21 protein-coding genes and 1 tRNA gene are annotated in these 26403 nt (G+C 34.0%); 14 read left to right on the top strand and 8 right to left on the bottom strand.

Going from position 1 to position 26403, the window contains the following annotated elements; genetic code table 11:
* Nucleotides 1-46: 46 nt before the first annotated feature.
* The 4 genes from BSU00_RS06670 to aspS all read left to right on the top strand — a co-directional run bounded on the left by BSU00_RS06670 (nt 47) and on the right by aspS (nt 5368).
* Nucleotides 47-295, top strand: a complete 249-nt coding sequence (locus BSU00_RS06670; RefSeq protein ID WP_105003682.1) for a hypothetical protein — start codon at nt 47-49, stop codon at nt 293-295.
* A gap of 186 nt (nt 296-481) precedes the next feature.
* Nucleotides 482-1774: an aminopeptidase P family protein gene (locus BSU00_RS06665; RefSeq protein ID WP_105003681.1), complete on the top strand. Its 1293-nt coding sequence runs from the start codon at nt 482-484 to the stop codon at nt 1772-1774.
* 28 nt (nt 1775-1802) lie between these two features.
* Nucleotides 1803-3170, top strand: a complete 1368-nt coding sequence (locus tag BSU00_RS06660) for a sodium:alanine symporter family protein (protein ID WP_199176768.1) — start codon at nt 1803-1805, stop codon at nt 3168-3170.
* Between the two features lie 443 nt (nt 3171-3613).
* Nucleotides 3614-5368 (top strand): aspartate--tRNA ligase, encoded by a 1755-nt coding sequence (gene aspS, locus BSU00_RS06655; protein WP_105003680.1) that lies wholly within the window; start codon nt 3614-3616, stop codon nt 5366-5368.
* 110 nt (nt 5369-5478) lie between these two features.
* On the opposite strand, the gene BSU00_RS06650 is transcribed toward aspS, so the two are convergent.
* The 7 genes from BSU00_RS06650 to BSU00_RS06620 all read right to left on the bottom strand — a co-directional run bounded on the left by BSU00_RS06650 (nt 5479) and on the right by BSU00_RS06620 (nt 16329).
* On the bottom strand, nt 5479-7392 hold the full coding sequence (locus BSU00_RS06650; protein ID WP_105003679.1) for a prolyl oligopeptidase family serine peptidase: 1914 nt from the start codon (nt 7390-7392) through the stop codon (nt 5479-5481).
* 192 nt (nt 7393-7584) lie between these two features.
* Nucleotides 7585-8028, bottom strand: coding sequence for an ankyrin repeat domain-containing protein (locus BSU00_RS06645; protein ID WP_105003678.1), 444 nt, complete (start codon nt 8026-8028; stop codon nt 7585-7587).
* Between the two features lie 382 nt (nt 8029-8410).
* On the bottom strand, nt 8411-9616 hold the full coding sequence (locus BSU00_RS06640; RefSeq protein ID WP_105003677.1) for a GTP-binding protein: 1206 nt from the start codon (nt 9614-9616) through the stop codon (nt 8411-8413).
* A gap of 238 nt (nt 9617-9854) precedes the next feature.
* A complete protein-coding gene (locus BSU00_RS06635) occupies nt 9855-13151 on the bottom strand; it encodes a glycosyl hydrolase (protein WP_105003676.1) in 3297 nt (1098 codons plus the stop codon).
* Between the two features lie 258 nt (nt 13152-13409).
* Nucleotides 13410-14429: a metal-dependent hydrolase gene (locus BSU00_RS06630; protein ID WP_105003675.1), complete on the bottom strand. Its 1020-nt coding sequence runs from the start codon at nt 14427-14429 to the stop codon at nt 13410-13412.
* 111 nt (nt 14430-14540) lie between these two features.
* Nucleotides 14541-15113 (bottom strand): hypothetical protein, encoded by a 573-nt coding sequence (locus BSU00_RS06625; protein WP_105003674.1) that lies wholly within the window; start codon nt 15111-15113, stop codon nt 14541-14543.
* Between the two features lie 154 nt (nt 15114-15267).
* Nucleotides 15268-16329 (bottom strand): alpha/beta hydrolase, encoded by a 1062-nt coding sequence (locus tag BSU00_RS06620; RefSeq protein ID WP_146104815.1) that lies wholly within the window; start codon nt 16327-16329, stop codon nt 15268-15270.
* A gap of 188 nt (nt 16330-16517) precedes the next feature.
* Here BSU00_RS06620 and BSU00_RS06615 point away from each other — a divergent pair, with 188 nt between their 5' ends.
* The 9 genes from BSU00_RS06615 to BSU00_RS06565 all read left to right on the top strand — a co-directional run bounded on the left by BSU00_RS06615 (nt 16518) and on the right by BSU00_RS06565 (nt 24248).
* Entirely contained in the window at nt 16518-16730 is a 213-nt protein-coding gene (locus tag BSU00_RS06615; RefSeq protein ID WP_146104814.1) for a hypothetical protein, read from the top strand.
* Nucleotides 16731-17375: 645 nt separating this feature from the next.
* Nucleotides 17376-18221, top strand: a complete 846-nt coding sequence (locus BSU00_RS06610) for a hypothetical protein (protein WP_146104813.1) — start codon at nt 17376-17378, stop codon at nt 18219-18221.
* 549 nt (nt 18222-18770) lie between these two features.
* On the top strand, nt 18771-19139 hold the full coding sequence (locus tag BSU00_RS06605; RefSeq protein WP_105003671.1) for a transposase: 369 nt from the start codon (nt 18771-18773) through the stop codon (nt 19137-19139).
* 234 nt (nt 19140-19373) lie between these two features.
* Nucleotides 19374-19979: a porin family protein gene (locus tag BSU00_RS06600; RefSeq protein ID WP_105003670.1), complete on the top strand. Its 606-nt coding sequence runs from the start codon at nt 19374-19376 to the stop codon at nt 19977-19979.
* A 1415-nt stretch (nt 19980-21394) separates the two neighbouring features.
* Nucleotides 21395-21943, top strand: a complete 549-nt coding sequence (locus tag BSU00_RS06585) for a WG repeat-containing protein (RefSeq protein WP_105003667.1) — start codon at nt 21395-21397, stop codon at nt 21941-21943.
* The gene (locus BSU00_RS06580) at nt 21904-22380 is read left to right on the top strand and encodes a WG repeat-containing protein (protein ID WP_146104812.1); all 477 of its coding nucleotides are present in this window, start codon (nt 21904-21906) and stop codon (nt 22378-22380) included. Before BSU00_RS06585 ends, BSU00_RS06580 begins: the two co-directional genes overlap by 40 nt.
* On the top strand, nt 22377-22637 hold the full coding sequence (locus BSU00_RS06575) for a WG repeat-containing protein (protein ID WP_105003665.1): 261 nt from the start codon (nt 22377-22379) through the stop codon (nt 22635-22637). Before BSU00_RS06580 ends, BSU00_RS06575 begins: the two co-directional genes overlap by 4 nt.
* A 27-nt stretch (nt 22638-22664) precedes the next feature.
* Nucleotides 22665-23438, top strand: a complete 774-nt coding sequence (locus tag BSU00_RS06570; protein ID WP_233188619.1) for an outer membrane beta-barrel protein — start codon at nt 22665-22667, stop codon at nt 23436-23438.
* A 198-nt stretch (nt 23439-23636) separates the two neighbouring features.
* On the top strand, nt 23637-24248 hold the full coding sequence (locus tag BSU00_RS06565; RefSeq protein WP_105003664.1) for a hypothetical protein: 612 nt from the start codon (nt 23637-23639) through the stop codon (nt 24246-24248).
* A 279-nt stretch (nt 24249-24527) separates the two neighbouring features.
* Here the strand turns inward: BSU00_RS06565 and BSU00_RS06560 are convergent.
* Nucleotides 24528-24609 (bottom strand) — tRNA-Leu (locus BSU00_RS06560).
* Nucleotides 24610-24982: 373 nt separating this feature from the next.
* Here BSU00_RS06560 and BSU00_RS06555 point away from each other — a divergent pair.
* Complete coding sequence (locus tag BSU00_RS06555; RefSeq protein WP_105003663.1) at nt 24983-26371, top strand: dipeptidase; 1389 nt, start codon at nt 24983-24985, stop codon at nt 26369-26371.
* Nucleotides 26372-26403: the final 32 nt, after the last annotated feature.

The following is a 26403-nucleotide window of genomic DNA, read 5'->3' as shown; positions in this document are numbered from 1 at the left end:
TAATTTTACGTTCTTTAGTAAAATTAACTAAATTAAACTATAAACTATGGAATTAATTATTAGCTTGTTAACCGGTGCTGCTGGAGGAAACCTCGCAGGAGCTTTGTTAAAGAAATTTTCATTAGGAACTTTATGGAATTCGGTTGTAGGTATTTTAGGCGGCGGACTTGGTGCGCAATTACTCGGAATGTTAGGGTTAGATCTTAGCGGTATTCTGGGAAGTGTTCTAGGAGGAGGAGTTGGTGGTGGTGTGTTAATGGTACTTGTTGGCCTAATAAAAGGTGCGGTAAAATAATAACCTCATATAAAATAATACAAAAGGTGCCCAATTGGCACCTTTTTTATGTGAATTATTTGCTTGTAACAACTATTTATTTTTTGTCTAAAATTTTAAATATTCTAAAATAAATGTGACCCACTGCAATTAAATACCATCAATTGCATATTTTTGAAGGAATTTATTTGAAAAACTTCTATACCTATGAAATATCAAGCGATAAACAATGGTCTTTTTGTAAAAAACAGAAAGAATTTTTCTTCCAAAATGAAGCCAAATAGTGTGGCATTTTTCAATTCTAATGATATTTATCCGGTAAGTGCTGATAGTACATTACCTTTTGAACAGCACAGAGACATATTCTACCTGAGCGGGGTAGACCAAGAGGAAAGTATTTTAGTTCTATTTCCAGATTGTCCAAAGCCAGAATATAGAGAGCTGTTATTTTTACGCGAAACCAATGAACACATAGCAGTTTGGGAAGGCGAAAAATTAACCAAAGAAAGAGCGACTGAAGTTAGTGGTATCGCAACTGTTTTTTGGTTACAAGATTTGGAAAGAATCGTATTTGAAGTAATGTCGTATGCAGAAGTTTTGTATTTAAATACCAACGAGCACTATCGAGCAAATGTAGAAACTGAAACCAGAGAAGATCGATTTTCAAAGTGGTTGCAATCGAAATATCCTGCACATTCTGTAGCAAAAAGCAATCCAATTCTACAACGATTACGCTCGGTGAAAGATGCTATTGAATTGGATCTTATTCAGAAGGCATGTGATATTACAGAAAAAGGTTTTAGACGTATTTTAGGGTTTGTAGCTCCTGGGGTTTGGGAATATGAAATTGAAGCAGAGTACATACACGAATTTTTGAGGAATCGCTCGAAAAAATTTGCATACACACCAATTATTGCCTCTGGAAATAATGCCAATGTATTGCACTATATCGAGAATAACCAGCAATGTAAAGCAGGGGATTTGTTATTGATGGATGTGGGTGCAGAATATGCTAATTACTCCTCAGATATGACCAGAACTATTCCAGTATCTGGACGATTTTCAGAGCGTCAAAAACAAGTTTACAACGCTGTAAATACTGTAAAAAAGGAAGCTACTAAATTACTTGTTCCAGGGACTATTTGGGCTGATTATCACGTAGAGGTTGGAAAACTTATGACCTCAGAGTTACTAGGTTTAGGATTGTTGGATAAAGCAGACGTACAAAATGAAGATAAGAATTGGCCAGCGTATAAAAAGTATTTCATGCATGGAACTTCCCACCATATGGGCTTAGATACACATGATTATGGTTTATTGCATGAACCAATGCAAGCAAATATGGTTTTTACCGTAGAACCAGGTATTTATATCCCAAAAGAAGGATTTGGAATACGACTGGAAGACGATGTGGTAATTCAACAAAACGGTGCACCAAAAAATTTAATGAAGAATATTCCTATAGAAGCGGATGAAATTGAGGCATTAATGAATTCATAAATTATCGATTTTACATCTCCTTGCATGTATGTTTCTATCTATACAAAATTATATCGCCGACTTTTCCCAATGGATATGGGGTATTCCTTTGCTAATTCTTTTGATAGGCGGTGGATTATTTTTATTTGTATACTCGGGGCTTGTCCCATTTCGCTACATGCAACATGCAATTCGCGTACTGCAGGGAAAATACGATAAAAAAGATTCTCCCGGAGACTTATCACATTATGAAGCACTTTCCTCTGCTATTGCAGCAACAGTGGGAATGGGAAATATAAGTGGTGTTGCTATTGCTATTTCTATGGGAGGACCTGGCGCTGTTTTTTGGATGTGGGTTAGTGCCTTTGTTGGAATGGCAACCAAGTTTTTTACTTGTAGTTTATCAGTAATGTATCGCGGAAAAGACGAGGAAGGCAATGTTAAGGGCGGACCAATGTATGTAATTACCGAAGGATTGGGTAAGAAATGGAAACCGTTGGCTGTGTTTTTTGCATTTGCAGGTTTATTCGGAACCTTACCAGCTTTTCAAGCAAACCAATTAACACAAACTCTTATTGATGTATTTCAAGTGAATGCTGCAAACACCGCAACAGCAAAATTATTACTAGGCTTATTTATTGCCGTGGTTACTGCTTTAGTAATTTTTGGCGGTATCCAAAGGATTGGAAAAGTTGCAGGGAAATTAGTGCCGATAATGGTAGTTGTTTATTTGCTAACTGTGTTGGCGATACTCTTGTTAAAAATTAAGGAAGTTCCTGCTATTTTTAGACTTATTTTTTCCGATGCCTTTTCTGGCAATGCTGTTTTAGGAGGGGCTTTAGGAACCTTAATTATAACTGGCGTTAGAAGGGCTGCATTCTCAAATGAAGCGGGCTTGGGAACCGCTCCAATTATGCATGGAACTGCCAAGACTAAAGAACCGATAAGAGAAGGCTTAGTTGCCATGTTAGGGCCTGCCATAGATACCCTCTTAGTGTGTACTTTAACAGCGTTGGCTATTTTAGCCTCGGGAGTTTGGAAAGATTTTGAGGGTAGTGGAATTTCATTAACTCTAGTTTCTTTTGATCGGGTTTTACCCGATAATCTGGGAAGTATAATTATAACAATTTGCGTTTTAATCTTTGCATTTTCTACACTATTTACCTATTCTTTTTACGGGTATAGTTGCTTGAGTTATTTAACCAATTCTAAAGTTGGAAAATACTATAATTACATTTACATAGTTACCATTGTTATTGCTTCTACTGTAAAATTAGATTTTGTTATTAATCTTATCGATAGTGCTTATGCGCTTATGGCAATACCAACACTTATTTCTACTCTAATATTAGCGCCCAAAGTAAAAAAAGCGGCCACAATTTATTTTCAAAAATTAAAAGCCAACGCTTTCGAATAGATGTTATTGGATGGTTTATACCTAACGGAGGTGACCAATAACACCATTCCATTCCTTATTCATGACGCTTGGGCACTAAATATATACGACAAGGGTATTTGTATTATTTCTGGAAAGAATTTTTAAGATATTTGAGTAGGGAAAGATATTATTTATAGGGTTTGTTAACTCTCTAACAGTAAAATTTTTAAGGTTTTAAAAAATAGTTATCCATTTTTTTTAAGTTTTGGTTTTCTTAAATTATTGATACTCGTTAGAAAATTACGTTGTAATGTAAGGATAACACTATAAATAAAAGGAATTAGAAAAAGTGTGAAAGCCTCTCTTTATCAAAGAGAGGCTTTTTTGTTTTTGAAGTACTAAAGATATAACGTAAAACTTCCAACACTTAATTTTTACATACTGACATTATTGGTTAAATTTGCGCATCTAAAATTCAAGAAATGTACAGAACGCATACTTGTGGTGAACTAAGAGCATCGCATATAAATACAGAAGTTACCCTTTCTGGCTGGGTTCAAAAATCACGCGATAAAGGCTTCATGATTTGGGTAGATTTAAGAGATCGTTACGGAATTACCCAATTAATTTTTGACGAAGAGCGAACGCCACAAGATTTAATGCAAAAAGCAAAAGAATTAGGTCGCGAGTTCGTGGTACAAGTTACAGGTTTGGTTATTGAGCGTGCCTCAAAGAACTCTAACATACCAACAGGCGATGTGGAGGTGTTGGTTTCTGAGTTAACCATATTGAATGCGGCAAAATTACCCCCGTTTACCATAGAAGATGAAACAGACGGAGGAGAAGATTTACGAATGAAATACCGCTATTTAGACATTCGTCGAAACCCGGTTAAAAACAGTTTAGTTTTTCGTCATAAGGTTTCTATGGAAGTTCGTAAATATCTATCGGATAAAGGATTTATTGATGTAGAGACTCCATATTTGATAAAGTCTACACCCGAAGGAGCACGTGATTTTTTAGTTCCTTCTCGAATGAATGCAGGACAGTTTTATGCATTGCCACAGAGTCCGCAAACCTTTAAACAATTGCTAATGGTTGGAGGTATTGACAAGTACTTCCAAATCGTAAAGTGTTTTAGAGACGAAGACCTTCGTGCCGATCGTCAGCCGGAATTTACTCAGATAGACTGTGAAATGTCATTTGTAGACCAAGAAGATATTCTAGGAGTTTTTGAAGGCATGACCCGTCATTTATTAAAGGAAATTAATGGTGTAGAAGTCTCCGATTTCCCAAGGATTACTTTTGACGAGGCGATGCGAAAATATGGTAATGACAAACCAGACATTCGTTTTGGAATGGAGTTTGGAGAGCTAAACGAAGTTGCGCAGCACAAAGATTTTAAAGTTTTCAATACGGCGGAATTAGTGGTTGGAATAGCAGTGCCAGGAGGTGCTTCTTATACACGAAAAGAAATCGATAAGCTTATCGATTGGGTTAAACGACCACAGGTTGGCGCTTTAGGTATGGTATATGTAAAGTGTAACGAAGATGGTTCGTTTAAGTCTTCGGTAGATAAGTTTTACGACCAAGATGATTTGGCAAAATGGGCAAAAGTTACCGCTGCAAAAGCAGGAGATTTAATCTGTGTATTATCGGGTGCTACCTCAAAAGTGAGAGCGCAATTAAGTGCTTTGCGAATGGAAATGGCTGAGAGACTAGGGTTGCGCAAAGGAAATGAGTTTGCACCGTTATGGGTTATAGATTTCCCTTTATTAGAGCTAGATGAAGAGACCGGGCATTACCATGCGATGCACCACCCATTTACCTCTCCAAAACCAGGGCAACTCGACTTGTTAGCGTCTAATCCGGGGGCAGTGAAAGCCAATGCTTATGATTTAGTATTAAACGGAAATGAAATTGGAGGAGGCTCAATCCGTATTCACGATAAAGAAACCCAGGCAGTGATGTTCCAACATTTAGGATTTTCGGAAGAAGAAGCTAAAAGTCAGTTTGGCTTTTTGATGGATGCATTCGAGTATGGTGCTCCACCACACGGTGGTTTGGCTTTCGGATTGGATCGTTTAGTCGCTATTTTGGGAGGACAAGAGACGATTAGAGATTTCATTGCTTTTCCCAAGAATAATTCGGGAAGAGATGTAATGATTGATGCACCTGCTACCATTGCTAACGAGCAATTGGAGGAGTTAAGTATACAATTAGACGTAAAGGATTAAGAATAAATTATACAATAATAAAAAACCCAATCTCACTGTGAGATTGGGTTTTTTACTTATTTGTTTCTAAGAATACTAAAAATAGTGCTTAGTAAAATATGTCGTTTTAGTTATTCTGCGGAGGCAGCACTTGCTATGTTTTCCTGTTGTAAATACCTATCTAAAAATGAAACAATTTCACTGTAGGCTTTTATTTGGTTTTCTTTCTTCACAAAGCCGTGCCCTTCATCTTCAAATAAAACATATTCTACCGGAACACCGTTCTTTTTTACTCCAGCTACAATTTCATCAGACTCAATTTGTAAAACTCTTGGATCTTGTGCTCCTTGTAATACTAGTAATGGTTTGGTTACTTTATCGGTATGAAATAAGGGAGAAATTTGTTTTAATCGAACAGAATCTGCCGTAAATGGATCGCCAAGCTCTAGATAAAGTGCTTTTCTAAAAGACTCCCAATATGGAGGGATACTTTTTAAGGTTCGCAACCAATTGGTAACTCCAAAAAGGTTAACTCCAACTTTAAATTCTTCCGGAGTATAGGTTAACGCTGCCATGGTCATATAACCACCGTAAGAACCTCCAATTATTCCTATTTTTTCACCGTCGATTACATCTTGTTTTGCCAACCAGTTTTTCCCTTCTACACAATCTTGTAAATCTTTTTCTCCGTGGTTTAAATCGTCCATTTGGTAAAACGTTTTCCCATAACCACTACTTCCGCGATTATTTACTGCTAAAATAGCATATCCTTGGTTTACCATGTATTGCATTAAAGAGCTAAACCCCTGACGCGTTTGTCCTCCTGGCCCACCGTGAACCCATACCATTGCAGGAACTTTATTACTTTTTGAAGCTTGCTTAGGAACGTAGTATATCGCAGGAATAACAGTACCGTCAAACGATTTAAAACGAATCACTTCTGCTTTTACCAAATCGTTTGGATTGATCTCTTTATTGAGTACATTGGTAAGTTTGTGTTTTTCTTTAGTTCCTAACTCGTAGGTATACAAATCAGATGGAGCATCAGAACCACCAACATACATGCGCATCCATGATTCGTCTTCATTAAATCGCACACTAGTAATACTTTTATCTCCAAAATCAGGAAGGGGCATTGGTTGTAATGTTTTTGCATCTAAAACCTCGATAGCATTTTTACCATCTTCGTTTACATATACAACCATATGCGATCCGGTTGGTGTAAATCCTGCACCGGAAATATCCCACGATTTTTCAAGTATTTTTTTCTTTTCTTTGGTCTTTAGGTTATATGACATTAAATAAGAAAACTCCGAGCCGTCGTCTGTTGTATAATACAATGTACTATTGTCTTTTGAAAAGGCTTGTGAAGAATTTCCGCTTTGCCTATCATTTATTTTTGTCGTCTCTTTGGTAGTTACATTGAATAGGTACAAGTCGTCATCGTTAGTATTTATAGATTTACTTAAAGTAAAGTAATTTTCGTCGTCAGACATACCAGAAAAACTCATACCGGTATCGTCTTGATATATCATTTCATAGCTATAGTCGTCTACCGCCATTTTATAAGTGTCAAAATACTTAGGATTTCTTTTGTTCGATCCGAAATACAAATACTTATCATCTTCAGACCACCCATAAAAGCTTGCTTTGGCACCTTTATCTGGTGTAATGTCTTTGATGGTTCCATCAAGTTCTCTTACAAACAAATGATCTATTTCATCTCCATTTCCATCGGCGCTCAACAGCATTCTATTGTCATTAGGAAAATACGATACGGCTGATATGGATGTAGAATCCGACTTGGTAATCGGAAGCATTTCCCCACCTTTTACAGGAACAGTATATACATTATAAATTCCAGAGCGATTACTCGATACAAGAAGATTACTATTGTCTGGTGAAAAACTTCCCCCCCCAACAGCTTCATTGTTCATAAATTGCGCAATAGTATACTGTTGTATTTCTTTTGGCGTAGTTTCGTTATTTTTTTTACAGGAAAGTAACAGAGCGATTCCTAAAATTCCTAAAATTTTTGTTCTCATTTTGATTAGGGTTTAACTTTTGTATAAAATTATACATTTTAAATGAAAAATCCTTGTGTACTTTTTTTCAAATATGCACTTATTTTTGAATGTCGTTTTAATCGACCAGTTTTCTGTATCTTTTTAATGAGACCACTACCAAATTTTAAAATTGTGCATCCCTTAACGCATATGAAGAGTTCCTACATAGGTTTATTGCCATTTTTCTTTAAGATACGCTTCAATTTCACTTTGCTCATACTTTTTTGCATAGTCTAAAGCTGTTCTTCCTCTAGAGGTTTGCGTGTTTAAAGTTGCACCTTGTTCTGTTAGGTACTTCACCATTTCTAGTTGCCCGTATTTTACCGCATACATTATCGGAGTTTTTTCCATACATACCTTATTAATATCCGCACCTTTTTCTGTGAAATACTGAAGCGATTTCATTTGTTTCATTTTTATACTTATCGCTAAAATAGAATACGAATTACCCTTTACAGAATAACACTTATTAATTGCTTCCTTTTGGGTTAACGCTGCTAAACCGGCTGTATTCCCTTCATAAATGTTTCGAAGTGTTTCCTTGTCTAATTCTTGCCCAATAAGAACGTTTACAAAGAACAATAGCATACTGGTAATAAATAATTTTTTTGTCATTTTTTATGGATATTTGAGTGATTATTAAAATTTCCTGTAAAAGTTAATCTCTAGCTACTCTTACAGAAGCAACCCAGTTAAATTGTCCTTGCTCTGTCTTATAATTTTATGTATATATTAATGTATCTAGAATAAATGACACATAAAATTATAAAAAGTAGCTACTAGGTTACATTATTTTATGGAGACGATTCACTACTGCATTTGTTACCAAGTAAATGAAAAAAAGAATAGCATTATTGTTGTATTGTTACATTTCTAATTACGATGATTTTAGGGTGGGTGAGGGTAAAGTTCTAATATTCTGATAGTTTTAGACTTTAGTAGTAACGGTTGGGCTAGTGTGTTAAAAAAATAAAGGAGAAGTATAAATTTCTATCTTTTAATTCGTCATTCTAACAATATTTGTAGGCCATGGGTCTTCGAAATTGTAGCCTTCGTACCAAAGCGTTATTTCTTCCTCGGTAAGAAAGCACGATTCTAGTGCTTTGGTAAATCGATCTATCTGCGATACATCTCCAATAACGGTTAGGTCGCAGTGACGGTCACCAAATCTGCCTTTTTCTTTTTTAAGCATTTCTTGTAGCTCTACTATTTCCATCTCAGAAAGTCCATGATTTTCACTTTCTACAATTCCCGAACGCCAAGATCCAATGATTTCTAGGTTTATTCCGCCAGCTGCTTGGTTCCAAAGCATAGAATGTTTATTCCTACTCGCTAACCAGAAAAACCCTTTACTTCTGTAAATTCTATGATCTAGGTACTGATGACATATATCCCAAAGGCGTTTCGGATGAAATGGACGATCGTCTTTGATAACTCGATACACAAGATCATAAGGTTGCTCTTCGGTTGCCTCTGCAGCTAGAATAGGTTGTAATTCTTTTATTAGTTGGGTAACGTTGTCGTAGTTGTATTCCTCTAGTTCAAAAAGTGAATTTATATTAAGCTTTCCAAAAACTACTGAATGTGTCGATGCGTATGGATTTATATCTTGAATAAAAGAAGCAATATGTGGCAATTTATCCTTTGCAATACGATCGGATTTTGTGAGAAAGATATGACTACAAAACATAATTTGTTCTACCAGTAAATTTACCGTATCGCGTTTTCCTGCGCTTATATTTTGTTGCATACGAGGTATTAAAGTTTCCCCGTAATTAAAATCATGCGATAACATTAAACTGTCTACAAGGGCAAATACTCCCGTTAGTGTAACTTTTGTATGTTCTTTGAAATATGCAATAAGTGGCATTGGATGACAACTTCCTGATGTTTCAATAATTAACAATTCAGGTTTTTGATTTTTGCACAATTTATCGATAGCAAGATCTAGTTTTTCGAGCCCTTTCGCACTGCTAAGCACACAAGAAGAAATGGATTCTAGGATACTGTTATCTTCCTCCACAGCATCGGTGTTTCCGATTAATTCCCCATCAACGTCTAATTCACTCATGTCGTTTACAATGGCACAAACGTGTAGACCTTTCCTTTTAGATTGCGCTAAAAGACTTCTAAATAAGGTGGTTTTCCCAGATCCTAGAAATCCGTTTAGTATTACGAGTGGAATTCCTTTTTGTTTTTGCATAGATTGTTTTTCTAAAGATTCTGTTTTTTTGGCATTGCCTCAAATGGCCTATCAAAAGGCTACAAAAATAAAACACAAAATTACTTAAAATTTAGTTGTGGTAATTTTTACAAGAGTTAACATTAGATTTTTGCGACAAAAATTTTAAAACAACAACTCCTCTCTTTTTTCTAAGAATTAAAGAAAAAGAGAGGAGTTGTTAGCTACCCTAAAGGCGAGATACCTTTTTTGAAGCTGCTTAGTCTAGTGTCGGAGTTGCTATATTTTCTTGTATAATCTTTGGAGCTCCGGTTAGCTCTAGTTGTTTTTCTAAAGGCGTTAGACCATTTTTCACTTGTTTTAGTTTGGAAGATGTTTCTCTAAAGAGACTTTTAGCATTTTCTAAATACTTCAAGTGAGCTGCAGTAGGGCCATAGGTACTATTTGCACTTGCTGCCCACATGTAGTCTCTGATAGATGGATATTCATTTTTCTCCCCAACTTCACCACGAGCTTTGCTTCCATTGAACTGTTGGTCTATGGTTTGCATTTCTCCTCGTAATTTTAAGAGTTCTGCATGAAGATTTTCGTTACTTCTTGGAGCTCTATCGTAGGCTTTAAGCATCATTTTGATTTTATTATTTGTAGTACTTACATCCATTTGAAGATCTCTAACTTTAGAAGACAAATCCCCTATGGTTTTCCAGTGTGCTACAACTACCTCTGGCGCGCTGCCGTTTTCGATACTTTTTCCAAAAGGAACAACACTAAAGGTAACTTTGTCTGTGATAGCGGTATATTTTCCATCTATTTGCTTTAAAAGGGAAGCTGCATAGGTTCCTGGGGCTACCATATAACCTCTACCTCTATTGTTTATCGTATTGGCAGAAATAGTATAGGTTGGTTCGGTAGAAAGATCCCAACTGGTTCGGTGTATTCCTTGCGCATTTTTTGCTTGAATTCTTCGGAGAATATTGCCACTGGTATCATAGATAAACAACCATAATTCTGGCTTTATTTCTTTTTGTTCTGCTTCTAATACAGACCATTCAGGCGTCGCTACTACGCCATTGTTTTTCTCAATTTCTTTTTCTTGCGCCAAACGTTTTGCTACTTTTGATTGGTATTCATCTTTTATGTAATACGTGAATTCTACACCATAAGATGGGTTTTCTGCTACATAAAAATTATCTCCTTGGGAAGCTTTTTTACCACCACCTAATACGCGACGTTGCTTATACCATTTTCCATCTCTAGGGGCAAATAGTTGCGCTTCTTTGTTGCTGTCTATATTTCGGAGTGCCGAATAGTCATCAAGAATGTAAATACCTCTACCAAAGGTTCCGGCAATTAAATCATTTTCTCTTTTTTGAATTGCCAAATCTCGCACTGCTATATTAGGAAGTCCGCCTTTTAATTTTGTCCAGGTTTTTCCTTTGTTTGTGCTAAAATATACGCCATATTCTGTACCTAAAAATAGTAAATTACTATTTACATGGTCTTGTACAATGCGCCATAATAGCGTTCGGTCGGGAAGATTGTTAGCCATATTTTCCCAAGTTTTTCCTTTGTTGGTACTTTTAAATAAATACGGTTGGTAGTCTCCGTATTTATGGTTATCAAATACCGCATACACCACATTTGCATCGTATAAATCTGCCTTGATATCGTTTACAAATGCTGTCTCTGGTAATCCTTTAATTTTAGAAAAATTGATTTTCCTCCAGTTTGCTCCGCCATCCTCTGTAACTTGAATGATGCCGTCATCGGTTCCTGCATACAACAAGCCCTCTTGTTTAGGCGATTCCGATAAAGAGGTAATCGTACTGTAATTAGACATCGCATAAATATCCCAGGCATTGTCCCATTTTTGTTTTTTTCCATAAAATGGTGTTTGAATACGCTCTATATTCTTTGTTAAATCTTTAGAGATTACTTGCCAAGAGTCCCCTCTGTCTTCCGATTTCCATACCCGTTGTGAAGCGTGGTAAATTCTTTTAGGATTGTGTGGACTTACTAATATAGGGGCATCCCAATTATAACGCTCTGTTTTTTCCCCCAATTCGGGTTGAGGTTTAATGCTTACATTTTCTCCCGAAGCTCGATCGTGACGATTTAGGTTTCCTTGTTGCCATTGCGCATATACCACATTAGGATTGCCTGGTTCTGTTGCTGGTTGGTGTCCGTCACCACCTAAAACTATAAACCAATCGGAATTTCGTATGCCGTGGATATTGTCTGTTCTCGAAGGGGCTGCCTGTGTGTTGTTATCTTGTGTCCCACCGTACACATAATAAAATGGCTCTGCGTCGTCTACAGCAATTTTATAAAATTGTGTAACTGGTAAGTTGTCGATAAATTTCCAGTTTTTGGTATTGTCAAAACTCTCGTACAGACCACCGTCACACCCCACTAAAATATAATTAGGATCTTCGTTTTTAAAAGCAACGGCATGGTTGTCTACGTGTTTTTCAGATTCGTTCATTCTGCTAAATGTTTTTCCGCCATCAAAAGATTCTAACATGTAGTTGTTGGCCAAAAATAAATGATCAAATCGATGCGGAGAAGCATATAATTCTTGGTAGTAGTGTGGTCCTGTTCCACCAGATACTGCATCACTCATTTTCTTCCAAGAACCTCCTTTATTTTCACTTTTATACACGCCTCCTTTTCTTCTGTCTAATTCAATTGCGGCATATACAACATCTGGTTTTTGTGGCGATATAGCCAAACCAATTTTTCCCATATTTCCTCCTGGTAATCCATTTGATAATTTTGTCCAGGTTTCTCCACCGTCTGTAGATTTGTGAATTCCCGATCCTGGTCCTCCACCAAGATACCCCGCTACAGTTCTATGGCGTTGCCAGGTTGCAGCATACAAAAGATCTGGGTTTCTAGGGTCTATTAACAAGTCGGTAGCACCAACCCATTCTGCATCGCCTATTTTACGTTCCCAGGTTTTTCCACCGTCTGTAGATTTGTAAACACCGCGTTCTCCACCACTACTCCATAATGGTCCTTGTGAGGCAACCCACATGATATTGGAGTCTGTTGGATGTATGATAATTTTCGACAGGTGTTCCGACTTTTGAAGTCCCATATTTTTCCATGACTTTCCACCATTTTCACTTTTATATATACCATCGCCATATCCTATATGACGACCTCCTACATTTTCTCCAGTACCAACCCATACAATATCAGGGTTTTGAGGATCTAGAGTGATGCATCCTATCGAGTAACTAACCTGACCATCAAAAATAGAATTCCATGTGGTTCCTGAGTTTTCTGTTTTCCATACACCACCAGACGCCACTGCTACATACCATATATTTTCGTTTTTAGGGTGTATAACAATATCTGCAATTCTTCCTGACATTAAGGCAGGACCAATACTTCGAAATTTTAAACCATTGAAAATGGCACTGTTATTAACTTTTTTTACATTATTTGTTTTCTTGGTGTTTTGCCCAAAACTAGATGGGATACAACAGAAAAAAATAAAAGAGACGCATAATGCAATAGCGCTCTTCTGTAGTTTGGATATTGTATTCATTTTGTTGTTATTGAAAATCTAAACTAATCGAAATTAAGATAGACGGGTTAAAGTTTAAGGGGTTGAAGATACTGAAAATATGCAACTATATTAAATCATTTATTGAATTTTAAATAACATTCATATGTTTTAATTACCAATAATGAAATTTTTATCCAAAGAAGATAAAATACTATTTTAATGTGATACTACATTTTTTATGATGGTATATACTTATTTGATGCTCGAAATCCTATACCTATTTGTAAAAATAACAGCTTATTTTTTTCCTAGAACACGACTAAAAAATGCTTTGGTATATGCTTTATCTGGCGCTTCTCTGTAGGTGTTTTCCTTTATTTGCAGGGAGCCACCTTTTAAAGTATCTATATTGTATTTAAAAACATAGGTACCTTTATCTTCTCCCTGCCAACCATTAAATTTGCCAAAACGTACATCATTCATTAGAACACCACTATTTGTTTTTTCAACGCTGTAAAATCCTTTTGAAACCTTGATGAGAGTTTGAACTTCTCGATGGTAACGAAAAGGATCTAGCAAATGAGTATTGGCTGGTTCAAATTCGAAAGCAATGGTGTCTTCTTTATCGAAAAAAGAATAAAATCCGTTGTAAAATCCGGTTTTAGTTTTTATAGAACAACTCCAAAGAATAATGTTACCTGGTGTTGTTTTCGTAATTATATCCTCTGTTTGTATGCCTTGCTCGGCTGCATTTTTTGTAAAAATATCGGCAGCTCGGTGCTGCAATACTAAGCCCAAGATTAAATAGGAAGTACTCCAGATTATGCCAAGCCAATTTATTCGTCTTCGCCATGGATTTGTCTTTTGTATAAAAAGTATACTAAGTACACACAGCAGAAATGGTATGGTATAAAAAGGATCCACTACAAAAACGCTGTAAAGCGCATACCCATAGCTAGTAAAGGGCCAAAGTAGCTGTGTTCCCCACGTGGTACAGGTATCTAGGAGAATATGTGTTAGAAAACAAAGAAAGAAAACCCAATATAACGCTTTATAGCCTATAGTTTTCCAGTTGAAAATTTTCCAGAAAAGATAGGCAAATATACCTCCCCCAAAAATTGCGAATAGGATAGAATGACTAAAACTGCGATGAAACTCTAACGCTGCAGCAACACTTAACAAAGGACTGGCCAATACATCTAAATCAGGAATGGTCCCTACAATTGCGCCTAGTAAAAGTGCTTTATTTCCTATTTTATTTCCTACCACAGCCTCTGCCGTTGCTGCTCCTAATACAATTTGTGTTAGTGAATCCATTACAAACGATGTTACTCTTACCAAAAATAAGGTACGGCAATCGAAAGAATGTCGTATTTTTTAAATTTTTTACAGCGTAATTAGTAGTAGGCGTGCTCTAAAATATTGGTGTTATTCACAATTTAAATAACTATTTAATGCTAATTTCCAAGATTCTTTTGAATTAAAATTTGGAACTAATCCATCTCCTTCCGGATTTAAAAACGCTTGCATACCGTGTTGAATCATATATTTTGGATGGTAGGTAGGGGTACCAACTTTTTGAATTTCTTGGCATACAGCATACAATTCACGAGAGTTTTTTTCGAGAACTTTTTTAAGTTGCTCTACCATTATTTTTCTATCTTCTTCCGATATGGTACTGATGGTGTTTTGTTGCAATACTGCAAGTGCTTGGTGTGCTGTTTTATCTTGTACTCGAAACGTGTCAAATCGCCCAAAAACGCCTGCAATAGCAAATAATCTTGCTGCTTTTGCGTAGTCTTTTTGTTCGATACATTTTCTCATACCTATATATATATCTGCAGGATTGTGTTGCTGATTTATTTCGGATATCGGAACGCAATTACAAGGGTTTGGCGACTCTAAATTTCCTTCCGTCTCTATAATAGTAGTTTCTTGGGCCTGTATTTGTAGTAGGGTAAAACCATAAAATAGCGTGAATAATAAAACAAAATTTTTCATAAGTAAATTTTAAAAAGCAAGGATTTTTTAAACAATGAAATCCTGTATTTGCGATCTTTCTTAAATATACGAAAAAAAATACTTTTTATTTTTTTATAGCTGTGCCCTAGTAAAAAGGTTTTTGCATCGTTACAGTTTTTTGTTTACTAGTGTATTATTCTACTAGTAACGCTTGCCGTTTGCTAATAAAATCAAATGTTAGTTCAAATAATCCTTTGCCATTAAAAACGCCATTCCAAGCTCCATGTCCGGCAGGTGTACCATTAGGTGTTTCGATAGTTGCCAACTCGTGGTGAATTCCCAGAGATTTGTATATTTCTTGTAATTCTAATGCCTCTGAATACGGGGTTACAAGGTCTTGCGCCGTTCCGTGCGCCATAAATAATTCTGGGTCATTACTGTCGTACCTGTTTTTTTGGTATACACTTTCAAAAACATCTAATTTAATGGTAGATCCCCAAAAATAAATCATACTGCGTACCGCATAGGTTTCGTTTTCATTGGTGGTTGCTAAAGAAGGATCTTCTTCCCAGCCCATTTCACCTTTAAAGTCTTCTAGATTTGAAATTCCCAAAGCGATGCAGGTAATTGCGCCTGCCGATGCCCCTCCTACGGAAATGTAGTCGGTATTTACGCCGTAGGTGTTTTTATTGGCTACTATCCAGCGAAGGGCAGCTTTTGCATCTCTTTGTGCGGTATACATGGCAATAGCCTGTTGTACTTGTTCTGGGTTTTCTGCTCCCTCCAAAGCATTAGTTACCCATTCTTTGGGTGCAATGCCACGGTAGTATTCTAGCACTTCCTCTTTGGTTTTACCTTGTATACTTCCCAACTCCTCTGTAGTTCGGTAGTCTATGGAAACAAAAACCCATCCTCTCGAGGCATAGTATTCCGCCATTTCCACAATTTCTGGTTTATGCTTTATGCCGCCCTTAAATCCACCACCATGAATAAACATAAATACCGGTTTGCTTGTAGTGTTGGTATCGGGGTAATACACATCTAGTTTTAGGGGTATGGAAAAAGGAGTAGTGCTTGATGCATTGTGACTTAGTCCTTCGGCATAGGTAATGTCTTGAATTTTCGAGGTGTTATACGTCGCTTCTTTTTGAACAACAGGCGTTTCTTCTATTACCGAGATGGCTTCTTCGTTAGTACAAGCAGTACTACATACTGCCACAAAAAGGATCCAACAATTTAATGTACGTAGTGTCATGTTTAAAGGTGTTTTCCTTTTAGACCCTCCGTTTTAAAAAAAGTTTATTAGTTAGTTTTAAAAAAAATGAGGGTAAAAGTAACTTTTAAAAGTACAATCATTTGCTGCACATAATACGTGGTGTTTTATAAAACTAGATGTAAGTTATTAATGTGGATGATATATTTGTGTAGTATTAAGGTATAAAATTGAGCAAAATGAAAAGAATATTAAAAAGGATACTACTAACGGCCATTTTAATTTTATATATCGGTGACTTCTACGGTCAAGAAAAAGAAGAAGGTCACGTCTATGATGAGTGGCATTGTAGCAATTATTATGTGCTTGAAATGCAGTCTAATCGATGTAGTTCTTCTCTAGATATTTTAAAAAATAAAGAACATAGGCGATTTCATCCATAGGGATATTGATTTTTTTTTGTCAAAAACCTCTTTTTTTTATTATTTGTTTGCTCTGGGTTATAGGTGCTGTTTCAGGTGGTTTTTCCTTTGGCGTAAGTTCATAAAAAAGTCTTAGAGATTTTACATTATCTAAGATCTTATGAATGCTGGCTTTTGTACTTATTTGTTCTACGCTATCTTATTTATTTCTTTCCAATATTTTTTACCCTGTTGCAATTGATACGGAAAAAGAATCCAAATCTAGTGCATGGATAGGTGCATATGTTGCTACTTTTTTCTTCACATGACATTCTATTCGAGGTCGGGTTTTACTTCACCGTATTATTTGGTGCGATTTTATTAGTATATTTGGTTTCTTCGATATTAATGTATTGCATATAAATTCTTTACAGTCCTTTTTAAGCTGAAAAAGAGAAATAGACTAGCAACTTTGTAAAGGCCTTACTTTTATTTATGCAGTAAAAAAGTAAAATGAAGAATTATAAAATTAAATTAGCGTTATAAGATTGATATTTAAAATTCAAAAAAAGGAGAAAATAAAAGTTAGTAATAACAATTTCGATTTAAAAAACAAGGGAATACGATTGGATTAAGTCTTATTTACTTTGTAAGTCATAGAACAGTAATCTTAATACATAAACTTTCATGCCTTTAAAATTTTCAAAGTCCTTTAGAAATATATGGATCAAATATAGATGGATTATTTTTATTTCAGTTGCATTTTTTATCATTATGTGGATGCCGTATGTTTTTAGTACCGGAACATTTACAAATATTTATTTTAGCGATGAAAGTGCTAAAATTGGAGATACCATTGGTGGTATAACAGCTCCTTTTATAAATTTATTGGCAGCAATATTAGTTTATATATCTTTTAGAGAACAGGTAAAGTCTAACAAATTATTAAGGTCTGAAAACACCTATAATTTTATTCAAAAAAGATTAGAGGAGTTTGAAAAGGAGAGTTATAAGTCGAAAAAGAAAATAGCAGAAAGTATTCAAGAGATAAAAAATTTTGTGGATAGCCCAGAAGAGACGATTACATTGGAAAAATTAGCTAGGGTAACTACTTATTTAAAAAGAATGCCTCCTATAGTAGATCAATTAGTTTTGGATAAAAAATTATTATTCAAATTAAGTGATGGTGTTATAGAAGAAGCAATTAAATTTAATCTATTAAGGAAAATTAACAAGGCTGGTATTACGTTATATGAGGATATGACATTTAAAAATGAACTTCAAGCTTTTTCTGTAAAGGCAGATGAATTACTATTTAAAATTCAAAATAATGCCATCCCTAGTAAAAGTGAAATTTATGAAATAAAAAATAAAGTTCATTCATTAACGGAAGGTGCAGCTAGAACAGTTATTGATAAATCATTAAATGATTGTTTGGCTTTAAATAGAAAAATTAACGAAAAAACGAATCAATTAATGAGGAAATTCGATATCGAATTAAATGAAGAATTACATTCATTTAAATTAAAATAGATCTTTAGGGTTTGTCTTCTATCCTTAATCAATTTTAGTGCACTTAAAATTTTAATTTTTTTTCAGCAATTATTTTAGGAATTAACCAGTTAGTAAAACTATAGTTTTGCAATAATTCCTCTTCATAAAATTAAAACTCTAGGCCGAAAAATCTATTGTATTCTTTATGAGATACACAGTAATAATTTTACAACAAATTTAAAACCAACACTATAAGACACAATGCAAATTGTAAAATTTACTATTAAACGCCTTACAATTTTTATAGTTCTGGCTATTACTTTTTTACTATTTATTTGGAGTTTAAGCGTTATTTAGCTTATTCCACTCTTTGGTTCTTTATGATTAACTAACCAATATATTAAAATGCTAATTTAAAATGTATAACCGAAATTACGGTCGATTTCACTAAGTCCGAATCCACTTGGAATTAAGACCGTCAGTGCTTAATCAAAAACAGTAACTTAAAACCCGTAACTGACAGTTATACGAGACCGTTATGTTTTAGTTTGCCCCGTCCTGAATAAAGGCTACATAATTTTAAACATTATGTATAAAAACGACAAAGTCATCAGACGTTATTCAGAACCTTTTAAATTGAAAATTTTAGACGAACTTACAACCGGAAAATTAAACAAGTATCAATTAGGTAAGGCATATGGTATTACTCCAACTACCATTAATGAATGGATTAAAAAGTATAACCTTAAAGACCTTATGAACACAAGAATAACCGTGAAAACTAAGGATGAAATAACCAGAATTAAGGAACTTCAAAAAGAGATTGAACAACTAAAAAAACTCTTGTTAAAAAAAGATCTGGATGCTATGATTCAAGATTCATACCTAGAAGTTGCTGCAGAAGACCTTAGTTGTAAGACAGTTTATTTACTAAAAAAGCTAAGTATAAAGACTTAAGCAAGGCCAAAAAAACAGTCAAGAGTTATGCGTATTGAATTGGCTTCAGCTTCTTCAAATGATATTAGTATAGTACCTTCTTTTGTATGGTAAAGATCACCATAATTTTAGATTTTATTCCCTATTTTTTCTTGGGCCATATGGTATGAAGGAAGAATTGAGAATAGAAATAAATTTTGAATATTAATTATAATGTTTATATTGGGCAAAATTTAATTTTAAAACTAACAAATTATGACTAGAGCATTACTATCCGTATTTGCAATATGTGTATTTTCATTTTCTTATGCACAGGGGAATATTAACTTTGGAGCCAAAGCAGGTTTAAACTTAGCAACGTTAACTGGTGATGCTGAAGCTGATATGAAAGCTGGTTTTCATATTGGTGGTATGGCTGAAATATCAATAAACGAAAAATTTTCTGTACAACCAGAATTATTATTTTCTGCACAGGGTGCTCAAGAAGATATTACTTTCGATAACGGTGCTGGAGACCAAACAGAAAATCTTAAATACAACTTTTCATATATAAACTTACCAGTTATGGCTAAATACTATGTAACTGAAGCATTAAGTTTAGAAGCTGGGCCACAAATTGGATTTTTAGTTGATTCTAAAGTTAAAGCTGCTGGAGAAACAGTAGATGCTGAGGACTTATTAGGAGATTTATCAACTATTGATTTTGGATTAAACTTTGGATTTGGATATAAATTAGATTCAGGATTAAATTTTTCAGCTCGTTACAATTTAGGTTTGTCTAATATTTCTGATGATTCTAATTCTGATGCTGAAGTTAAAAATTCAGTATTTCAATTTTCAATTGGATACTTCTTTAATTAAGATAAATTCACAAAGTATTTTAAAAACTGGCTATATAGCCGGTTTTTTATATAAATACATGTCATATTAACGTATGAAACATGTTATGACAGTGTTCTAAGTTAATACTGCTCAAATGTGGTAATCAATTCGATTTTTTTAAAAGAATTAAGGAAGGGGAATCTTTTATGTAGTAATGGCTCTAATCAAAAATAGAGTCTTTCAACAGTCCTAGCATTAAACAGACTTAAAAAAGATATTGAATTCATTAACTGGATTATTAAAAAATTTATTACCCATGACTCAATTGCCAAGTTATTATTATTAGATAAGCTCAATGACAACCAAATGTTCAGGCACTCTTAAAATTAACATATCAAGATTGTCTATAGTCCTATAACTATAGGAACCTCTAATAATGGCTACATTAAATCAAAAAAACCTCAATCATATATTATATCCACTAATTTAAATAATTTTAGGTTTGCCAAATTAGAATCTAAAGCATTTTTGTGGTAGTATAAAAAAAGACGCAAACCTCTTCCCTGAGAAGGTTTTCGGAAGCTTACAAAATCTTTAGGAATAGATTTTAACAAAGCCAATATTAAAATAAGTAGGAATACTTTATTTACTATTCTTAGCAAGCAACAAATACTATCAATTAGATAGAAAACCTGAAGAAGAACCATAAAATCTTGCCATCGATTTTATAATTACAATGCTATTATAAAATAAATGAAGGAGATAAAGCTAAATCAAGTTTGGGTATTTGATATATGTTTTCTTGAAATTTTTGTAATTGATTTTTTATCAATTAACCAGATAATAAATCGTTTTTAGGTAAAAATTAGTAACATTCAGTATTCTATCCTTCCATGAGTTTTTTTGTGATTAAATGCCAAGTTAAGAGCATCAACAGAATTGTAATCTTTTTCTATACTTTCATCGAAATTTATCATCTCAAACGGATTGTATCCATCTTCTAAATATCTTCTTATTGCGCTTTGAAGATTTGTAGCTGCCTGTTTCCTTTCTCGATAAGTATATGACTTACTTATACCATATGTAAAAATAAACTTTTGTATATTTTGGTACAGTGGTTTCAAAAATAGAAAAAAACAAACCATTGTTAATCTAGCGTGGCTACCTTCTTTCCGTTTACAGTTTTTTTCGGTGTAAAAATATTAACTTTTAAAATGCAATGCGAACAAGCAAACTAAGGGTTAACCCTTAGTCAAATTCTAGGGTTAGTACTGATATTTTTTGAAAAATATAATCCTTTAATTTGTGCCACTAAAAGTAAATAATAACTAATTCATATAGTCTAAAGGATTTTTTTTTATTAACATATATTTGCCGTTATAACACAAAAAATATAAGATAAATAAATACAATAATGCATATTCAATGATTAGTCATAAGAAAAAAAAACTCATATGAAAAACAAAATCACAATCATTCTTTTATTAATTTCAGTAAATTGGACTTTCTCTCAAGAAAAAATAAAAGCCGATATTGATATAATTAATTTTCTTAGTAGAGTTCCTCAAAAAACAGAAAGCAATTCGTTATCTGATAATTTATTAAGAATATTATACTATAGAATCCAACCAAAAGAATATCCGAAAATAGGGTATTTAAATAATAAAGGACAAATAATAATTGAGCCTAAATTTAATATGGCTTCAGAGTTTTATGATGATTATGCTAATGTAATTAAAGACTCTTTATACGGTTATGTAAATAAAGATGGTAAAGAAACTTATCTGGAAAATTACACAGATGTTTTCTTTTATTATGGTAATACTGGTATTGCAAAAAAGAATGGGAAATACGGTTTAATAAATCGTAAGGGTGATTCTTTAACTGAATTCAAATATACGATGGTGAGTAACTTTGGTTTCAACCATTTTAAATGCCAAACTGAAAATAAAAAAAGCACATATTGGATTCAAATGGTAACGTTATTTTTAATCGAAGTCTAAAATTTGACATACAAAGCCATTATTTTGATAAGGATTCTATTATAGTTTTTCGTGAAATAATAGACCGAAAAAAACTAAATGGCCTTGTAATTATTGATGAGAAAGTTATTATTCAACCTAAATTTGAAAATATTTATTTCATCAATGACAGTGAACTTTATGCTGTAGAAAATAACAAAAAGTTTGGATTTATTGACAAGGCAGGTAGGGTAGTTATTCCATTAATCTATGATAAAGTTGGGTTTAACATAAATGATAACTTAATACCTGCATTAAAAGATGGGAAATGGGGTTTTATTAACAGAGAAAACGAAACTAAAATACCATTTGAATATGATGATGCCACTGCATTTTTAAATGGTTTGGCTTTTGTAAAAAAAGAGAAAACTATGGATGTATTAACACAAAGAATAAGATTAAAGTCAAATTCGATTTGAAAAAAACTAAATATCCTTTCTTTACCAATGATTTAGCTTTATTTGAAGAGAGTGGAAAATATGGATTTATAAACAAAAAAGGAAGAATAAAAATACCAGCAATTTATGATAAGGCACTTCCTTTCGTTAACGAATTAGCATATGTTGAAATTGATGGTAAAGTTGGATATATAAACAAAAAAGGAGAGGAAATAATTCCAATAAAATATAAACAACTCTGGTTTGAAAGTGATGGAATTATACGATTTGCAGAATAAATTTAGAAATAAAACCTGTAGCTAAAAATGGCTATAAGTAATTGCTACCTCTCGCTTACCTCTGAAATTCTTTCAGAATTTCAGCCAAGTGTTTACTTCCAAAGTTACGTGCTAAACCACGCAACTTCTCGTAGCCGATACCGTTGTGCAACATTTAACAAAAAACAAAAATCAATGAAAAAATCGAATTGCATCTTACTATTTATCTTCTTTGTGACTTTTAATCTAATTCAAGCTCAAGACGAAGTGAAAAAATCTAAATTCAATATAATTGGATACGGTGGAATCGGATACGGAATTGTGGAAAACAACAACGAACCGAATTATAATTTGAATAGCAACAGCGGAGAAATTCTTTTGAACTATAACATAAATCAAAAGTTCGGAATTGCAGCTGGAATTGGAATGAACAAATTATCAGGTAATGGATTCAATTCTGTTGGAAACTTTTACCACGAAAGAACATTGTTAAAAGTCCCATTATTATTTACTGTGGGTTCTAAATTGTATGAAAATTTTAGGGTATTTGCTAATTTAGGATTTTACGGACAGAACATAATTAAAGACGAATATCGTTTTCTAAATAATACTCAAAAAGACGTTTATGATAGTTGGAATTTTGGAGCACAAATTGGACTTGGCTTTTTATATGAGATATTTAATAATTATTATGCTGGAATAAATTATACCGGACAATCTGACTTAAGCAAATTTGAGTCAAATAATAATGTTGGAATAAATGACGAACAGAAAATGAAAAACTTAAATTCAGTCGGAATTACGTTACTCATTGAACTATAAAAACCTTGCACAACACCGTGTATAATTTATTGCTTTGGTAAGTGCTTATTTGGAAAATTCCTTGGGAATTTTTTCAGGTTCGTATTTGTTTACTAATTAAGTTGCTTAACCACGCAACTAACATTAGACAAACCGTTGTGTTTTAGTTTGACAAAAACAAAGCAAATGAATTGAATAGATAATTTAATAAAAATTAACATGAAAAAAATTTTATACTTATTGGTTTTTATTTCTATAAGTTCATGGGGGCAAGAAAGCCACAATCAAAAAAACAAACAAATTGATATCAGTAAAAATATTGGATACTTCAATATTACAAAGGTTAGCTTTATTTCAATGAGTAGCTTGAGGCAAGAACGCTTCATTAAAGGTGAAGGTACCATATTTACCGATTTAGATACTAATGGTGCTCACGCTTGGAGTATCCAAACAATTAATGGTTATTTTATTTCACCCCACTTTTCGTTAGGTATAGGTGTAGGCCTTGATGGACATCACACTCCTAATTATAATACTCTACCTGTTTTTTTAGATGCTCGTTTATATCATTCTGAAGAAGAGAATTCTCTTTATTCTTTTCTTGACATTGGGCCAACGTTAAAACTTGGAGGAGATAATTCTACATTAAGGAAAGGAGTACTTTTTAACTTTGGTTTTGGCTATAAATTTAACGCTGGAAATCGCCTACATCTTATCTTTGATATCTTTTATTCTCATAAAACAGTTAGCTTTACTAATGAAGGAATTGGTACATCGGATGATATTATTAAGTCAAATGGTGTAGGATTAAGTCTGGGAGTTATTTTTTAATAAATTTAATTATGTATATCTAGCGCGGCTACCTTCTTCCTACTTACAGTTTTTTTCGGTATTAAAATTTTTACTTTTGAATAGTTAGGCATAAAATCTGCGATTTTAGACTTTTTTACACTTTTGCCGCTTGTTTTACAATTTTTTTCTGGCATCGGTGTAGTGCTATTTACATGTACTTTTACATGTACTTTTTTTGAGGGCGTAAGTGCATAAAAAAAGATCTTAGAGATTTTACATTCTCTAAGACCTTGTTAATGCTGGCTTTTTAAGCCTTTGTACGGGTGAAGGGAGTCGAACCCCCACGCCTTGCGGCACTAGATCCTAAGTCTAGCGTGTCTACCAATTCCACCACACCCGCGTGTTTTAAAATTGTGCGTGCAAATATACACAAACAATTCAAAATACAATGCTATAATAAAGATTTATTTCTTTTAAATGCTAAGAATTAATCCAGCCATTTATTTAAAACAATAAAGCTCTCCGAGGAGAGCTTCTTGTTTACTCTATTTCAAAACCCTTCTAAAAATTTTAAATAGAAACTAATAAGTTACAAATTTACGAAAATATTATGTATTCACCATTTAAAATATACTTGGATGCTTTAAATTTTGTTTTAGAGTAGGATAAAAATTAGAATTTTAATTTTCTATTATTTCGTTTTGAACTGTGGTATGGAACAATGCTCTTATGTTTAAAAAATTGAGTAAATTAGCCTAAATAATAACTATACAATGCAAACCATTCAAGAATATATTCAACAGAATAAGCAACGATTTTTAGAGGAACTTATTAATTTGTTAAAAATGCCTTCGGTTAGTGCAGATCCTGCCTATAACCAAGATGTTATCAATACAGCCGACAGCATTCGAGAAAGTCTTTTAAAAGCAGGTTGTGATACGGTAGAGATCTGTGAAACACCAGGCTATCCAATTGTATACGGAGAAAAAATCATAGACCCTAATTTACCAACGGTATTGGTGTATGGGCATTACGATGTGCAGCCTGCCGATCCCATCGATTTATGGGATTCTCCACCTTTTGAACCAATAATTAAGAAAACAGAAATTCATCCGGAAGGTGCTATTTTTGCAAGAGGTTCTTGTGATGATAAGGGGCAAATGTACATGCATGTGAAAGCTTTAGAGTACATGACAAATACGGGAAACCTTCCTTGTAATGTTAAGTTTATGATCGAGGGAGAAGAAGAAGTTGGGTCGGAGAGTTTGGCATGGTTTGTACCAAGAAATAAAGAGAAATTGGCCAATGATGTAATTCTTATTTCGGATACGGGCATGATTGCAAATGACATTCCGTCTATCACTACTGGTTTAAGAGGATTGAGTTATGTAGAAGTGGAGGTTACGGGTCCTAATAGAGATTTACATTCTGGGTTATACGGAGGAGCAGTAGCAAATCCTATCAATATTTTAACCAAGATGATTGCTTCTTTACACGATGAAAATAATCATATCACTATCCCTGGATTTTATGACAAAGTAGAAGAGTTAAGCAAGGAAGAGCGCGCAGAAATGGCAAAAGCCCCTTTTTCTCTAGAGGCATATAAAAACGCGTTGGCTATTGATGCGGTATACGGTGAAAAAGGATATACCACCAACGAACGAAACTCTATACGTCCTACATTAGATGTAAACGGAATATGGGGTGGGTATACCGGGGAGGGAGCTAAAACTGTAATTGCGAGCAAGGCATACGCAAAAATTTCCATGCGATTGGTGCCAAATCAAGAATGGCAGGAGATTACAACCTTGTTTAAAAAGCATTTTGAAAGTATCGCACCCGCAGGAGTTACCGTAAAAGTAACACCGCACCACGGTGGCCAAGGATATGTAACTCCAATCGATAACATTGGCTATATGGCAGCGAGTAAAGCCTATCAAGAAACTTTTGGTGTGCGTCCAATTCCGCAACGCAGTGGAGGAAGTATTCCTATTGTTTCTTTATTTGAGAAAGAGTTAGAAAGTAAAACTATTTTAATGGGATTCGGTCTTAATTCCGATGCAATTCATTCGCCCAACGAACACTTTGGCGTTTGGAATTATTTAAAAGGAATTGAAACTATTCCGTATTTCTACCAATACTTTACAGAACTATCGAAATAATTTCTTCGGTGAACTCCAATAAAAGACAACTT

This window comes from Tenacibaculum sp. SG-28, from assembly GCF_002954385.1.
Lineage (GTDB): Bacteria > Bacteroidota > Bacteroidia > Flavobacteriales > Flavobacteriaceae > Polaribacter.
Note: the sequence above shows the minus strand (reverse complement) of the source record. Positions and strands in the feature narration are given on the sequence as shown.

Excerpts from the sequence above, each read along its gene's own strand:
- BSU00_RS06620 (WP_146104815.1), bottom strand. The coding sequence starts at position 16,329 with ATGACACTACGTACATTAAATTGTTGGATCCTTTTTGTGGCAGTATGT.
- BSU00_RS06585 (WP_105003667.1), top strand. The coding sequence starts at position 21,395 with ATGAAAAACAAAATCACAATCATTCTTTTATTAATTTCAGTAAATTGG.
- BSU00_RS06670 (WP_105003682.1), top strand. The coding sequence starts at position 47 with ATGGAATTAATTATTAGCTTGTTAACCGGTGCTGCTGGAGGAAACCTC.
- BSU00_RS06645 (WP_105003678.1), bottom strand. The coding sequence starts at position 8,028 with ATGACAAAAAAATTATTTATTACCAGTATGCTATTGTTCTTTGTAAAC.
- BSU00_RS06650 (WP_105003679.1), bottom strand. The coding sequence starts at position 7,392 with ATGAGAACAAAAATTTTAGGAATTTTAGGAATCGCTCTGTTACTTTCC.
- BSU00_RS06555 (WP_105003663.1), top strand. The coding sequence starts at position 24,983 with ATGCAAACCATTCAAGAATATATTCAACAGAATAAGCAACGATTTTTA.
- BSU00_RS06665 (WP_105003681.1), top strand. The coding sequence starts at position 482 with ATGAAATATCAAGCGATAAACAATGGTCTTTTTGTAAAAAACAGAAAG.
- aspS (WP_105003680.1), top strand. The coding sequence starts at position 3,614 with ATGTACAGAACGCATACTTGTGGTGAACTAAGAGCATCGCATATAAAT.
- BSU00_RS06625 (WP_105003674.1), bottom strand. The coding sequence starts at position 15,113 with ATGAAAAATTTTGTTTTATTATTCACGCTATTTTATGGTTTTACCCTA.
- BSU00_RS06570 (WP_233188619.1), top strand. The coding sequence starts at position 22,665 with ATGGCTATAAGTAATTGCTACCTCTCGCTTACCTCTGAAATTCTTTCA.
- BSU00_RS06605 (WP_105003671.1), top strand. The coding sequence starts at position 18,771 with ATGTATAAAAACGACAAAGTCATCAGACGTTATTCAGAACCTTTTAAA.
- BSU00_RS06660 (WP_199176768.1), top strand. The coding sequence starts at position 1,803 with ATGTTTCTATCTATACAAAATTATATCGCCGACTTTTCCCAATGGATA.
- BSU00_RS06565 (WP_105003664.1), top strand. The coding sequence starts at position 23,637 with ATGAAAAAAATTTTATACTTATTGGTTTTTATTTCTATAAGTTCATGG.
- BSU00_RS06600 (WP_105003670.1), top strand. The coding sequence starts at position 19,374 with ATGACTAGAGCATTACTATCCGTATTTGCAATATGTGTATTTTCATTT.
- BSU00_RS06610 (WP_146104813.1), top strand. The coding sequence starts at position 17,376 with ATGCCTTTAAAATTTTCAAAGTCCTTTAGAAATATATGGATCAAATAT.
- BSU00_RS06630 (WP_105003675.1), bottom strand. The coding sequence starts at position 14,429 with ATGGATTCACTAACACAAATTGTATTAGGAGCAGCAACGGCAGAGGCT.
- BSU00_RS06640 (WP_105003677.1), bottom strand. The coding sequence starts at position 9,616 with ATGCAAAAACAAAAAGGAATTCCACTCGTAATACTAAACGGATTTCTA.
- BSU00_RS06635 (WP_105003676.1), bottom strand. The coding sequence starts at position 13,151 with ATGAATACAATATCCAAACTACAGAAGAGCGCTATTGCATTATGCGTC.